This is a genomic window from Clostridium pasteurianum BC1 (assembly GCF_000389635.1).
In the GTDB taxonomy this organism is placed as follows: Bacteria; Bacillota; Clostridia; order Clostridiales; family Clostridiaceae; genus Clostridium_I; species Clostridium_I pasteurianum_A.
Map to the genome: position 1 here is coordinate 4,832,860 of NC_021182.1, position 15,539 is coordinate 4,848,398.

General features: G+C 35.8%; 6 protein-coding genes and 1 pseudogene. 1 reads left to right on the plus strand and 6 read right to left on the minus strand.

The window, feature by feature from the left end; all coding sequences use genetic code 11:
• Positions 1-73 precede the first annotated feature (73 nt).
• The 5 genes and pseudogenes from polC to ltrA (CLOPA_RS22520) form a co-directional block, all read right to left on the minus strand.
• Positions 74-4,423, minus strand: a pseudogene (gene polC, locus CLOPA_RS22500) (DNA polymerase III subunit alpha); the annotation flags it as partial.
• 518 nt (positions 4,424-4,941) lie between these two features.
• Entirely contained in the window at positions 4,942-6,723 is a 1,782-nt protein-coding gene (gene ltrA / locus CLOPA_RS22505) for a group II intron reverse transcriptase/maturase (RefSeq protein ID WP_015617718.1), read from the minus strand.
• Between the two features lie 549 nt (positions 6,724-7,272).
• Positions 7,273-8,397 (minus strand): IS4 family transposase, encoded by a 1,125-nt coding sequence (locus tag CLOPA_RS23955; protein WP_015614406.1) that lies wholly within the window; start codon positions 8,395-8,397, stop codon positions 7,273-7,275.
• A 528-nt stretch (positions 8,398-8,925) separates the two neighbouring features.
• The gene (locus tag CLOPA_RS22515) at positions 8,926-10,377 is read right to left on the minus strand and encodes an IS1182 family transposase (RefSeq protein ID WP_015617719.1); all 1,452 of its coding nucleotides are present in this window, start codon (positions 10,375-10,377) and stop codon (positions 8,926-8,928) included.
• A gap of 101 nt (positions 10,378-10,478) precedes the next feature.
• Positions 10,479-11,723, minus strand: a complete 1,245-nt coding sequence (gene ltrA / locus CLOPA_RS22520) for a group II intron reverse transcriptase/maturase (protein ID WP_015617720.1) — start codon at positions 11,721-11,723, stop codon at positions 10,479-10,481.
• Positions 11,724-12,642: 919 nt separating this feature from the next.
• On the opposite strand from ltrA (CLOPA_RS22520), the gene CLOPA_RS22525 reads away from it, so the two are divergent.
• Complete coding sequence (locus tag CLOPA_RS22525) at positions 12,643-13,035, plus strand: hypothetical protein (protein WP_015617721.1); 393 nt, start codon at positions 12,643-12,645, stop codon at positions 13,033-13,035.
• 753 nt (positions 13,036-13,788) lie between these two features.
• Here the strand turns inward: CLOPA_RS22525 and CLOPA_RS22530 are convergent.
• Positions 13,789-15,144: a YncE family protein gene (locus CLOPA_RS22530; protein ID WP_172638628.1), complete on the minus strand. Its 1,356-nt coding sequence runs from the start codon at positions 15,142-15,144 to the stop codon at positions 13,789-13,791.
• Positions 15,145-15,539 lie beyond the last annotated feature (395 nt).

Sequence of the window (15,539 nt, forward strand, 5' to 3'; positions counted from 1 at the left end):
CACTGCATAAAAGTGATTTACTTTAGTTAAATAGTACTTGGCACTATCAACCAGCACAATTAGCTTTCAACGTTTAAATCCCATCAAAAAAGCTCAATTGATCTTTTTCAGGAAGACCTTTTAAACATCCAAACTTTTTAAGTGAATCTATAGCGGAATTCCCTATTTTAGCACGTTTCCTTAGATCTTCTATAGAGTTTATAGGCGTTTCCTCTTGTACTGCATTGTATATACCTTCTGCTGCTACATTTCCCATACCTGATATACTATTTATAGGCGGCCTTAAGCCCTCCTCATCTACCAGAAATTGTGTAGCGTGGGACTTATACAAATCAATAGGAAGGAATTTAATACCTCTTTCGTACATTTCCAAAACCAATTCTAGGTCATCGTACATATCCTTATCCTTAGGAGGCGCCTGCATTCCCATACTTTCAATTTCCTTCATCTTTGCTTTAACCTTTTCTTTTCCAAAGATCATAAATTCTGCATCAAAGGCCTTTGCCCTAATAGTGAAGTACGCTGCATAATAGGCCTTAGGTATGTGAACCTTAAACCATGCTATTCTGAAAGCCATCATTACGTAAGCTGCGGCGTGGGCCTTAGGAAACATGTATTTTATCTTTTTGCAGGAATCTATGTACCATTCCGGCACCTCACACTCTCTCATTAAAGCTTCATACTCTGGCCATTTTGGTTCCTTAAGCGCCTTTCCCTTACGCACTGTCTCCATTATCTTAAAAGCAGTATTTGGTGGCAGGCCTTTTTTAATAAGATAAATCATAATATCATCTCTTGTACATACTGCCTCACTTAAAGTAACTATTCCTTGATCAATTAAGTTCTTGGCATTTCCCAGCCATACGTCAGTACCGTGAGAAAGTCCTGATATACATATCAAATCTGTAAAGGCTTTTGGCATTGTATCTAAAAGCATTCCTCGTACGAACTTGGTACCAAACTCAGGAATCCCGAAGGTTCCTACCTTGGAATTTATCTGCTCCGGTGTTACACCTAGAGCATCCGTAGACGAAAATATAGACATTGTCTCCTTATCATCCATAAGTATCTTTTGGGGATCTACTCCGGTTATATCCTGCAGCATTCTTATAACCGTTGGATCGTCGTGACCCAGTATATCCAGCTTCAATAGGTTCTGATCAATGGAGTGATAGTCAAAATGGGTTGTTATAATATCCGAATTTGAATCATCAGCAGGATGCTGAACGGGACAAAATTCGAAAATTTCTCTTCCCTTAGGCACAACTATGATTCCACCAGGATGCTGCCCTGAAGTTCTTTTTATTCCTGTACAGCCATTTGAGATTCTCATGATTTCTGCCTTATTTACTGTAAGATTTTTTTCATCAAAATACTTTTTTACGTATCCAAAGGCTGTTTTTTCCGCTATAGTACCTATGGTTCCGGCCTTAAAGGTTGTGCCCTTTCCAAAGATAACCTCTGTATATTTATGGGCCTTTGCCTGATATTCTCCCGAGAAGTTTAAGTCTATATCCGGCTCCTTATCTCCATTGAAACCCAGGAAGGTTTCGAAGGGAATATCTATTCCATCCTTGGCCAGCTGTTCTCCGCATACTGGACAAGACTTATCCGGTAAGTCGAAACCGTTTTTAATGCCGTAATCCGTAAAATCCGAATACTTGCATTTTGGACACCTGTAATGAGGCGGCAGGGCATTTACTTCCGTTATACCAGTCATATATGCTACTACAGAGGAACCAACGGAGCCTCTGGAACCAACCAGATATCCGTCCTCATTTGATTTCCATACTAGCTTTTGAGCGATTATATACATTACGGAGAAGCCATTTTTTATAATGGAATCCAGCTCCTTCTCCAGTCTTTCTTTAACTAGTTCAGGAAGGGGATCTCCATACAGTTCATGGGCCTTTTCATAGGTAATATCCTTAATGGTCTGCTCACAGCCATCTATATGTGGCGTGGCTTTTACTGGTGATATTGGACTTATCTGCTCACACATATCTGCTATCTTATTAGTATTTGTAACTACCACCTCATAGGCCTTTTCCCTTCCTAAATATGAAAATTCCTGAAGCATCTCATCAGTAGTTCTTAAATATAAGGGAGCCTGATTATCTGCATCCTTAAAGCCCTGTCCTGCTTCCAGTATACGCCTATATATCTCGTCCTCAGGATCCATGAAATGAACATCACCCGTAGCCACTACAAGCTTATTCAGCTTCTCTCCAAGATGTACAATCTTTTTATTAATTTCCTTTAGATATTCTCTATCAGGTACCTGCTCTTGCCTTACTAAATAATCATTATTCCCTAGAGGCTGAATCTCCAGATAATCATATTCCTCTACAATAGCTTCAATTTCCTCATCAGGTTTTCCAAGAAGTATTGCCTGATACAATTCTCCTTCACTGCAAGCACTGCCAAGAATTAAGCCCTCTGAATATTTTTTGTACATACTCTTTAATATACGGGGCCTTTTATAGAAATAATCTAAATTGGAGTAAGATACAAGCCTATATAAATTCTTTAAGCCCACATAATCTTTTGCAAATATTATTGCATGATATGTTCTAAGCTTTTTATATTCTTGTTTTTTAGCCTCTTCATCTGAACCATATAAATCTATATCCTCAAGGGCTTGTGCGCCTCTTTCCTTTAGCTTTTCAAGCATTACCTCAAACACCTTAACGGTAGTATCAACATCATCTAAGGCTCTGTGAGCAACTTCCACTTTTATACCAAGGTTCTTAGCAATTCTTCCTAATTTATAGGTTTTAAAATCAGGGAAAACCTCATGAGCTAAGGATAGAGTATCCACATATGTAAAATCGAAGTCATAGCCTAAAACTCTAGCATTATGTTTTAAGAAGCCCACATCAAATCCAGCATTATGAGCAACCAATACACTCCCCTTAATAAACTCCAACATCTTAGGGAAAACCTGATCTATGGTTTCAGCATTTCTTACCATATCATCGGTTATATTAGTAATCTCAATAACCCTTGCTGGAATCGGTTTTTCAGGATTTACAAAGCAACTGAATTTATCTATTACCTTTCCATCTTGAAGTTTCATTATTCCTATTTCAGTAATTTTTTCAGTTACTGGTGAAAAGCCTGTGGTTTCCAAATCCAACACACAATAGGTGGTATCAATACTCTGTCCCTTGGGATTTGTTACTGATGGCTTTTTATCCGGTGCTAAATAGGCTTCCACTCCATATATCACCTTCATGTCAGGATTATTTCTTCCTAAAAGCTTATGGGCTTCTGGAAAGGCCTGCACCACTCCATGATCCGTTATGGCAATAGATTTCATCCCCCAACTCATGGCTCTTTTAATTAAATCAGTAGCACTGGTCATAGCATCCATTTGGCTCATCTGTGTATGCATATGCAGCTCTACTCTCTTCACCTCTGCATTATCCTGCCTCTTAGCTCTCCTTACGCCTGCTGTTTCTATTATAGTATTGGCAATCATCTCAACTTCCCCGGAAAATTTGCTATAACCTGCATTTCCTACAAGCCTAACGCCCTTAGCTTTTTTAAGCCTAGATAATACCTCACCATCTTCACCGGGCTTCAAGAAGGACTTACAAGTCATGGAGCTTGAGCCGTCATATAGATCAAAGGAAACTAATGTTTTTCCGCTCTTTAATTCCTTTGCTTCCATATTGGATATTTCACCCTCTAAAGCTACCCTTCCCTCATCCGGTGTAATGTCAGTAATCTTTATTACAGGTTCCTTAATCTTAGCGTTTCTGCCTAATATTAAGGATGAATCAACCTTTTTACCACCATCGGTTTCTGCTTTTACTTCCGGTTTTTTATCTGCAGCTTCCTTAGGTAATTTAGGAGCATTATTGCTTAGAGCAGCCTTAACTTCCTTTGAAATAGCAAGTATTTCCTGTTCACGTGCTTCCTCTTGAAGTATTAATTCTTCACTGCTTATATTATCAACAAAATTTATATTATATGTAGTACCGTAAAGGGTTTTTATTGCCTTATGAAGCTGCTTATCATAATTCATGGCTTTTAAAAAACCTGATACCGCAATTTTAAAATTAAAATTTATGGTATTCTTATCTACTTTAATTTCACTATTATTTAGCACTGTTTTTAAGACAGGCTGTTTATCTGACAGTAAAAACACAATATTTTTAAGTTCCTCTTCTATGGGCTTTTTATCCGTTCCATCAGTATACTTTACAGAAATTATAGAATCTTCTAAGGCAAATCTTTTCCTTATAAACCTGTTAAGATCTTCAAATTCTCTTATTTCAATATATTTATCTGAACTGATTTCCATATCTAGACGTTTGCTTTTTTTGCTTAATACTACCGATTCTACAATGGCAGTATTTATGTTACCATTTGCTGCATAATCACTAAAAATTTCATTTATTCTTTTCATGGCATTCTTTAACCTCTCTTCAAAATTTTTAGCACTTTATTATTATATAGGAAGACTTATCCTTTGTCATGTAGAAAAAAATTGAAGGCAAAGAAAAAGCACTCAAACTGCAACGATTAGTGTGCTTTTTTCTTAATCAAATCATTATTTTATTCATCTAACATTCCTAAAACAAAATAGATGTTTTAAGAATGCTTAAGTTACTAATACTAAACGTTTCTTATTTATATTTTATCAAAGTTTTATATAAAAATACACATCTTAAAATCTATTTAACTTATAATCCGCTTTAGAATACTAATACCGCTCTTGAAGCCAGACATATCAACAGTTTTGAGGATAATCTACTTATTTATGGTACGGTTCACGATATCATATTCTAAAACTCTTTGACATATAGATATTTTTCTATCTTCATTTTACCTGTCGGCTAAGTCGGAGGAATTACTCCCTCCTTCTCGCCTAAGAACTGTACATGTCACTTTCACGACATACAGCTCAAGCTCTCATTTATCCGTTTGTCTTTATGATATTTCTGCTAATCTTAGTTGCCTTATGATTTTGTAACTTTCCTGTTTATGCTGCTTTGTTGGAAGTTCACCTTTTAACGGAAACATTTTATAATACTGTCTATTGCAATATCCATGTACCAGTTGTAAATTATTATATTTCCTTGTTCCGCCGTGTATCACTGGGATTTTTTCTTGTACTACTAACCTTTCTCTGTAATCTGTGATACTCATTTTACATATAGCACATTTATAATTCTGTATTTTAGCCATCTTCTGTTTGCTTTTAATACAGTTTCTGCTAAATTCCTTTTCGTCCCTACACTCAAAATATTTCCTAAGACTAACATCATATGGAGTTACCCTAAATTTTATGAGTATATGCCTGACTATTGGTATCCATGACATTTTTGTAAGTTGTTTATATTCTTTGGGGTCAGTCAGTATCCATCTATTTTTGCTTTGTCCTGCTATATCTGGTTTGTAGTATCTATTTATTATCCAAGTCTTGCTCTTCTTTGGATGCAAATACTTTAAAAATATAAATGTGCATCCCCAAATATGGTGGTCAATATATGAATACGTCTGTTTTGCCACTGATGGTGACCAGTAGTTACCTATCCCTATAATTATGGGATTAAGTTTGTTTATTACTGAACTAACGTTATTACCTTTCAGCTTCTTTATTTCATTTGAAATAGTTTCTTTACTTTTCTTGATAGACTCCTTTGATGGTTTTATCAGCAGTTTTTCACCCTGAAATATTTTATACATTCTAATATTAAAACCTAGAAAGTTAAAGCCTTCATCAATTGTTACTATTCTTGTCTTTTCTTTCGATAACTCCAGACCTCTTTTTTCTAAATATAGTTTTAATAGTTCATAGACATCTTCTGCATCTTTTTGTGTGTTACACATTACCACAAAATCATCTGCATAGAACACTAATGTATATTTGGTTCCATTTGTATAACTTACAATTTCGCCATTACTTTTCACTGGTTTATACTTTATTCCAAGTATATCCTCCATACCCATTAATGCAATATTAGCAAGTAGCGGTGATACAATGTTGCCTTGCCCCGAACCAAATTGTGTTTCATTGAATATACTATTGTCAACGTATCCTGCTTTTAGCCATTTTCCTATCAAGTTACTATATGGGAATTCTTTTAACTGTTCCATAATGTAATCATGGTTTAAATTATCAAAACAGCCTTTAAAATCCCCCTCAAAAATCCATCTTTTTCTACTACCGCTACGGCAAGACTGAAAAATCCTTGCAATAGCATCGTGACACCCTCTTTTAAGCCTGAAGCCATATGATATTGGTTCAAACCTTGCTTCCCATTGCGGTTCTAGTGCTCCTTTTATAATATTTTGATACACTCTATCCCATATAGTCGGAATACTAAGTGGTCTTAACTTTCCGTTTTTCTTTTTAATGTAAGTTCTATGTGACGGTTTAGGATTATGCTTTTCTATCTCTAATTCTGATAAATCATAGAATAGCTCTAATCTATCTTTATTAGTTAATGCTATTTCTCCGTCTACACCAGCTGTCTTTTTCCCTTTGTTAATTTGTGTAACCCTTTTTATGGATATCAGCATCATAGCCTTACTTCTTACTAAGAGTCTTTGCAGATTTCTTACTTTACGTTTGTTACCAAGACATTCGGCACGGTATATCCGCTGTTGCAATCTTTCTACATACCTGTTAATGTGAAACCAGTCAATTAGTTTCCATTGGATATCGAGAGATAATGTGGACTTCCTATAAATTGAAGTTTTTCGCATCTGTTACCTCACTTTTGAAATCTTACTTTTCGTTTTATTCCGTGTTGATTACCAGTTGGAAGTCAGCACCCTTTCGGGTTTGCATGTTAACATTATTCGCCCAGTTATTTCTTATTCCTGTTGGTTTGCACCATAGCGGCATTTGCTTTTTCCAACGCTCCTCTATCCTCTGGAGATTGTATCTTCCTTGCGGTTGACCTACCAAAATGGACTCCATAGGACTTACCAAGTTCAGCTTCTGTTAGAAATGGATGGGTTAGGTTTATTCAATACACCGACAGATATATAGGTAGTAACATATGTACATGGGAAGCTACATTTTCTAATCTGTAATACAATGGCTAACATATCCCCTGACTTACGGACAGTGAATTGCATTAAATAAGAATAATAAACATAAAAATCATTTACAAGATTATATTTCCAAATAGTAATAATGCAATAATATGCTTATAAAGATAATATAATCATAAACATGAAATTAATGTAATAGAGAATGGGTATACTGGTGCCTTACTATTAAAGAATATATTTACTTTTTTTGCCATATTAGATGTCATAAAGTATCAAATTAAATTTTAAGGCATATTTTTTTCTATTAGAATCATAACATCTGTTAAACCATGTCAATCCACTGCTGAATAAGCTGTATATTCTAACTATTTTATTTCTTATCTTTTTAGTTGCGCCTATTATCTTACTCTTCTTATTCTTAGAACAATCTGCTCCTAATATTATCATCCATGTATATGCTATACATAAGCATAAATATAAGTTTTCAAAATATATAAGACTGTTTGTCCATGTATCTTCCATATTGAAGCCACTGGATTTTAAATCTCTAAACATTTCTTCTATAATAAATCTTTTCTTATATTCATTAACAGCATTCTTACTATCAAGATTGGTTACTATATACCAGGTATCCGCTGCTTCTTCTGCCTTACAAACTGCTAAATTGCATCTATATTTTTCAGCACTTAGTAAAATTCCATTAAACTTTTTTACGCCTTTTTTTAGAGTTTTTATATCTCTAAGGTATTTTATTTTTTCTTTCCCTTCTATATTTACAAGCATATCATTGGTACATCTTATACAATATTTCCATCCTATTTTATTTATAAACTTAAATAAATCTATACTCTTAAAACCTCTATCTGCCAGCAATACAACTTCATAATTATATGAACTTATAAGATCCTTAATCTCTTCTATTCCCTGTTTTATATGTTTGAAATTTTTATTATCTTTTTCATTATATTCAAATATTTTATACCATAGTGGAACTGCTCTTTTTCCCACTTTCAGCGAAAATTTAAGTATTAAAAATTTATCTTCCAGTGTTGTATGGTCAAATATTACAACCAGTTTATTAGTGGTACTTCTTTTTATATAATTTATCATAATTTCATCGATAAAATTATAATATAGGTAGTCTGACTTTATTGTTGAACTTGAAAAAAATCTATAAATTCTTTTTATTTTACTTTCTTCATTGGCTTCTGTATAGTAATCCTTTAGCTTTTCTGATATTTCTGAGATTATAACTGATTTTGATAACAATATTCCCAAAACAATATATACTAAATTTTTTAGTTTCTTGGATGATATGGGTAAAATCTCATATAGCATTTTTCCTAATTCTGCGGTAATATATTCTTGATTGTTAAGCATAGCCAATTCTCCTTTTTTATAAGTTTGTTTGTCCGAATTTAACTTATATTTTAGGGCTTGGCTATGTTTTTTTCTATCCTTTTTTTCATGTTACTTTATTCCATGTTAATTTTTCTCTTTTTACTGTCCTTACGTCAGAACATATCCCAACCATTGCTGCTAATGACGATGCTTAATCATAAACCATACCAACCTTTCCCTTGCCCGTGGTTACCATGGATACTAAGTAGCCAATTAGGCTTTTCCTCATGCAACCCACCTTAGAGTTACCTCCAACGCAGTTTCGGATGGGAATATCCCTACTACTGGAACACCAGACTAACATCTGTACTAACATTTCAAGAAGAAGCCGCTTCTTGTCGCACTCGCATTAGTCGAGTAAACCCAGGGAATTTCACCCTGAGCTTCTCACAGAACCGAACGTCAGACTGTCTAACAATTAGTTTTTATACTGTTAATGATAAATTTTATCAGAACTATAAGTTTTACATTTTTCAGTTTTAGCAATTTAAGCTTTTTTTTAGCCAATTACCTTATGGATAATTGGCTGAATTTCTCAATCAGTATCGGCACCGTAAGAATATTTATTATACGTTTTAAATTATAGGCAACAAAAATAGAGGCGGCCTCAGCATTAACCGATTCCAATCCTTTGCGTAGAAAATATGTATATCCCAACGTTCGTTTCACAGTTCCAAATGGATGCTCCACAATGCATTGTCTTTTTTTATAGATATTGTTATTCCTATGTGTTATTTCAGCTACTTGATCTAGTAATTCCTCAAATTCCCAACGTTGAATATTTCGTCCTTCTTTTGCTGTGGTACATAGACTTTTTTTAGAACATTCTTTGCAGCTTTTACATTTGTATCGCTTGTACCTTATTCCATTTTTTGAGCTATATTCTGAGAAAGCAAGATCATTTCCTTCTGGACAAATGTAAGTATCTGTATTTTCTTTATATTTGAAATTCTCTTTTCTATATTCATTTTGTCCAGTTGTATTATTGGACTTTGATTTTTTTATATACAAAATTGCTTTTTTATCTAAACATTTTTTTATTTCTTCAGCATTATAATATCCTGTATCTGCAAGAACTTTCAATTTTCTTTTTCTCAATAAGGACTTTGCTCTTAAAGTCATATTTGAAAGTTGATTTAAATCATTTATATCATTTACTACATCGCAATCTACAATTAATTTATTTTTGCTATCAACTGAAGTCTGGACATTGTAGCAAACCTCAAATTTCCCATTGTTTTTCATCCCACGTGCATCACTGTCTGTTTTACAAATTTGGCTAATTTTTTGATCTTTCATTTCCTTTTTTTGTTGTTCATATGCTTCTTTCATTTGTTTATAGGACTCAATTTTTGATTGTAAATCTGCTACATTTTTATTCGATATTGCATTATTCAAATTTTCAGCAGCATCATTGGATTCTATCTGTTTTAAATATTCTTCGATTTTTTCTTCTACATATTCAATCTTTTTTTGGAGCACTGATTCGGTTATATAATTGTGCTTGCTATTTTGAGCCTTTAACTTAGTTCCATCTATAGCTATTAGTTTTCCATCAATTAAACCCCAGCCTTTTAATAATAATGTAAATTCTTTAAGTACATTTCTAAAGGCTTTCTTATTATCTTTAATAAAAGCAGAAATAGTTCCATGGTCAGGCTTTAATGAATTAAGTAGCCACATTACTTCTATATTTCTTCCAGTCTCTCTTTCTAATTTTCTAGAAGACCTAATTCCATTCATATATCCGTAAACATGTAATTTAAGCAATACTTTACGATCATAAGGACATTGACCTTGCTTATTTGAATCATAAACAACAAATCCAAGTTTCTTTAAGTTTAATGAATTTACAAATGCATCAATAATTCTAATTGGATTATCATTTTCAATAAAATCATCTAATGACGTAACCAAATAAGTAGTTTGATTTCTATCAACACCTGCCAAATAAGCCATAATCAACAACCTTTCTTTTCTTTAATATTCTATCTTAATTATACTACTTATTGGCATTGTTAGACAGCCTGACGTGAAAGTCTCCTTTCATTCGGCTCTTGTTATCCAACCGACGGGCGGAGCCCCATCTGCCAGTGGTAAAATAGATTTGGTTGCTCCTTACAAATGCGACCAAGCAATTTATGAGACTTTAAGTGCTTTCTTCCTGTCGATTTGTATTTGTACCTAATACACTGGATCAGTGTGAGATTTACATAGTTGAGAACATTTCTTGCCTCACCTGCACTATACTTGCAAAAATAATTCATCCAACCTCTAAGAACAGGATTCATCTGCTCAGCCAACTCTTCGAGTGAAGCAACTTTATGCTTTCTTCGTATCTCTCTGACACTGTCCCTCAGATGTTGGCTTGCGCCTTTGCTGACCGCCGGTGTAAAGCTATTGAAAAAGTTTCCATGTCTGCTCCTCACAATACGCCTACGAAAAGTGTATCCAAGAAAGTCAAAGGATTCATGTTCATGGTGCTCTGGATATACATCGCTTCTACAATATACAATTTTTGTTTTATTTGGATGTACTTCCAATTTGCATTCTGTCATGCGTTCTTTAAGCTGAACCAGCAACACCTTTGCTTCTTCCTTTGTCCGACAATGAATTACAGCATCGTCTGCATATCTTTCCCAAGGATTCTGAGGGTGCTTTTGTTTCATCCACCAATCGAATGCATAATGCATAAACAGATCTGCTAGTACTGGACTGATTACCCCTCCTTGTGGAGTACCGGCATTCCGCTCTTGGACAGTTCCGTCTGGCATCGCAATTGGCGCTTTCAGAAACCTTTCAATATACATAATTACCCATTTGTTATCAGTATGTTTGCATACTGCTTTCATCATCAGTTCATGGTCAATGTTGTCAAATAGCCCTTTGATGTCAAAATCAATGACCCATGGCATTTCCCAGCACCGCTCACGAGCTGTACCCACTGCATCCAATGCAGAACGATTCGGCCTGTATCCATACGAATCATCGCAGAATATTGGCTCCACTTGTGGTTCAAAGTTCATTCGCACCACCATCTGAGCAACCCTGTCGCTAATGGTTGGAATTCCAAGCAATCTTGTCTTTCCATCCTTTTTCGTTATTTCCACTCCTCTGACTGAGGCGGGAAAATAGCATCCTGATGACATCCTGTTCCAAATTTTGTATAGATTGTTTTTCAAATTCTCTTCAAATTTAGTGAAGTTTACTCCATCAGTGCCGCTTGCGCCTTTATTCGCTTTTACGCATTTGTACGCTTCCATTACTTGATGTTTTGAAATCTCAAACGGCTTTCCTTCTTTCATTAAATCCTCCCATTTCTGGTTGTTTATTTTCCGAAGTGCAGATAACAGAATCCCTTCGCTCCACTGCTATTACAGCATTTTCATCACTACTACGAATTCTTCCGCAACTAAACCTTGCATCGCTACTTTCATCCTTGTCGTGTCAGCGCTTGGATTTTTCGCTTATCATCAAGGTTCAGCTTTCTCCTGTTCCTTATAAGAGCCTATATCGTGCTCCTGCAGCCTTTACGCCGACAGCCATTCGGTCAATAAACAGGCACCCACCGAATTTATCCCAGTTGCGGCTAAATCATCTGGTTTTGACTGCAATGAACCCATTAGCGACGCTTCACGGGCTATTCACTTTCGTTCAGCTTCACGATGCACACCTGACTGCTACTGCAGCCTTTTCCATACGCGCTCAGCACCACAACTTTTGGTTGCAGCACCCAATGGTGGTTTGAAACCTGCACCTGTATGCCGGCTCCGGAGGGCCCACCTCCATCTCTTTCAAAGCACATCCGACTGCTACGTTATTCTTTTCTTTGCACAGTCGTTCTTTCAGGACACACTTAGCCTAATTGGCATGCTCATATTTTAAACTGATTCTATTATGTATTAACTTAAATAAAACTAACAAAAATTTTTTAGTCAATATATCTACAAGTCATAATTGATTAACTAAAGTCGTTTTTAACTAAGTTACATTTAGCTATATAAAAAATTTTAAGTATATCTATTATTTATATTTGGAATTATTATCATATGAGGTGATTATATGATAATAAATATTATTTTAAGTTTCATTATTTCTTGGATAATTTCTTTAATTGTCATACATGAAATTCTCTTAATATTTTAGGAATTTGAGTCAGCAAATAACATGATAGCATATTTTAATACTAAATAGATAAAGTTTAAGCTTTAGAGAGGTGTAACAATGAAAAATACGATTAAGAATCTTACACCCACAAATATATATGATTTAGAACTAAATGAGCAACAGATATTAGGTTCTATAATTCATATAGTTGCATATATTGTTTCAATAATTTCATCTATACAGGATACCCAAATAATTTTTAAAGAGACATCGTCAGGGGATTCAGCTCAAACAGCTGCCACATCAAGTGTACTTGTTCTTATAGCTAGTATTATATCAGCTAAAGTTGCAGATGATAAACTAAGAGAAACTGAACAACAGATACAAAATGGAACTGCTACTGGTCCTATTGAGCCTAGAGCTAATATTGCAATTGGACATGAACTTGTCGTAATAGGACATTACCTTGAGGCGCTTGGTAATATAGAACTGGCTAAGCAGTTTGGCTAGTCTATAAACACATGGAACTTCCTTAATATAAAATATTTAGGGGGTTTTTTATTTATTACAATAAAAAGCAACCGTGTGTTTGTTTATAAAAATATATGTTTTTGTAAATAAACTTACGTTTGTATTCGTCATAACTTCTGGTATAAAAAAAAGACAGGCAAAGCTAATTTACAACGTCTTCCGTTTTAATGTGCAAAACTAAAAAATCGCATAAGTAATAACATAAAAACAGCATTAATATTCACATATATTAGTGCTGTTTTTGCAGTTTGATTACATTTATATTTACCATATAGGTGAATATTTTGAACTTAATAGAATTTAGTTCATCAAGAGCCAAAAATAAAAAATAATTAATATTTTGCATAAAAAAACCTTGAACATCAAGAAATTTTCTTATGTGGTTCTCATATCGAACCAAACAATATAGTTCCTATTTCGAGCAAATTTCTGTAAACTCCGCATTGCAATTTGGGAATGCAAATATCTGTGACACAGTCATCCTGTTTAATAAAACAGGCTCTATCTGAAATTATTATATAATATATTATTCCCCCAACTTGAACTAAGTTAATTACTATACACTTGCAAAATAAATCATATGATTTTATTTAATTAATTAAATTAACAAGAAAAAAACAGATTGGATGCGGGTGAGCATACAATCTGCAATAAAATGTTGTAAGATGTTATGTCATTCTTGATATATATTAATATAAACTATTATGTCTAAATCCATTTATCATTTCAGTTTTAGACCGAGGTGGGACGTAAGATGATTTTGTCGTAATGGTTAGCGAAGAATTGGACAAAAGCTAGTGTTTCTGGTATTGCTCCGTAAGTGTTACTAGTCGCCGTCAACAACGCAGTGCTCTCTTGTCCACGTAAGGCGTACACGGTAAATGAACGGTTAGCGGGAAGGCCTCGTACGTCGATGACGATCTCATCGATTCCGGGAAGGGCTCGTATCTGAGCTGTTCCCGCTCCCGTAGAGTTTTGCATCTCAACGGGGAGGTTCTCGATCCGCATATCGAGACCCTGACGGCTCAGATTCGCGGTGTTTCCGGAACTAGTGCGAGCGACGTAGACCAGCGCCATAGGAGACTGTCCGATGCGCAGGGTATCAATCACTGTCATGGTTTTGGTATCAATCACATCAACGGCATCAGAGTACTGCAGAGCAACGTACATGCGGGTGTTATCCGAACTGGGCCAGATGCCGTGCGGGCCGTTGCCGTGGTTATGGATGCGCTTGACCAGCGTGGGCGGGCCGCCATTGGTCGAGCGGCTGTAGACCAGAGTCTGATTTAAATCGCCTACAGTTACGTAGGCATAGTTGATGCCATCTACTGTGACGAAGTTGGGATGGTTGGTCCGTAGACCGGTGTCCAATAGGGCTTCTACACGGTAGGTGTTTGCGTTGAGCACCGTAACGGTCTTGCCGCTGTTCGGCATTCCCACCCAGATCTCCTTGCCATCAGGGGAGATTGCTTCATCCGACGAACCTCCGGCGGTGGTCGGGAGCGTTACTCTTTGGATAATCTGGCGGGTGTCCACGTCGATGACATCGAGAACGTCAGCCCGCAGGTGATTGACGTAGGCCAGTCTGCCATCCGGGCTGAAAACCACCTTAGAAGGGCCATCCTCCGAAACTATTCGATCAACGATCTGTCCTCTACGCCAGTCGATGATTGCAATGGTATCCTGGCCGCGCTCTGCGACCCAAATGTAGCGTCCATCGGGAGAGAAGAATCCCTCGTGCGGGGCGCGGCCAACGTAGATGGTGCGGATGATCTTGTTGGTGGAAGTATCGATGACGTGCACGGAATTGGTGGTTACGCAGACCACGTTGAGGTAACGTCCGTCGCGAGAGAATCCCAAGCCGTGGACGTTTATTTCTCCGTCATACATCGCGCCTAGTACATCTGCGTTGGTATCCATGCGTACACTGCCGAACGGGATCGTACCCAGCACTGTACCGGTCTTCGGGTTGATCACGGTCACCGTGTTGGAATCCTGGTCAGCTGTGTACACACGGTCGTTAATCGAAATCTCCTGGGCGCCGGGAAGTGCTGGTGCCTGCGTTGGTGTATAGCGTGTAGCATCCATAAATTGTTGACTATAATAACATTGATTTTCTCCATTAGTATAGTTATATCTTGAATTTTTTAAGTAAGGACAATACATTAAATTTTCCTCCGAAAATCGTTACAATTCATAATATGAAATCCATTCTTAAAAAGTTCTGTTCAAATTGTATATTTACACTCTTGAATTGGTTTATAAAAAAAGAATATGCACATTCCTAAACTGCGGGCTTCTTCCTTTTTTCTTATTCTTTACTATAATATAAACCCAATTTCATAAACATACTTTACATATAATAATATATTGCCATACTTTGTCAATACAATCGTAATTGAAGGAGAAAATATGATCGAACTCAGCAAAAAATAGAACCACTGGAGTATATCCTATTTGATAGACACATAGAAAAGTATGTA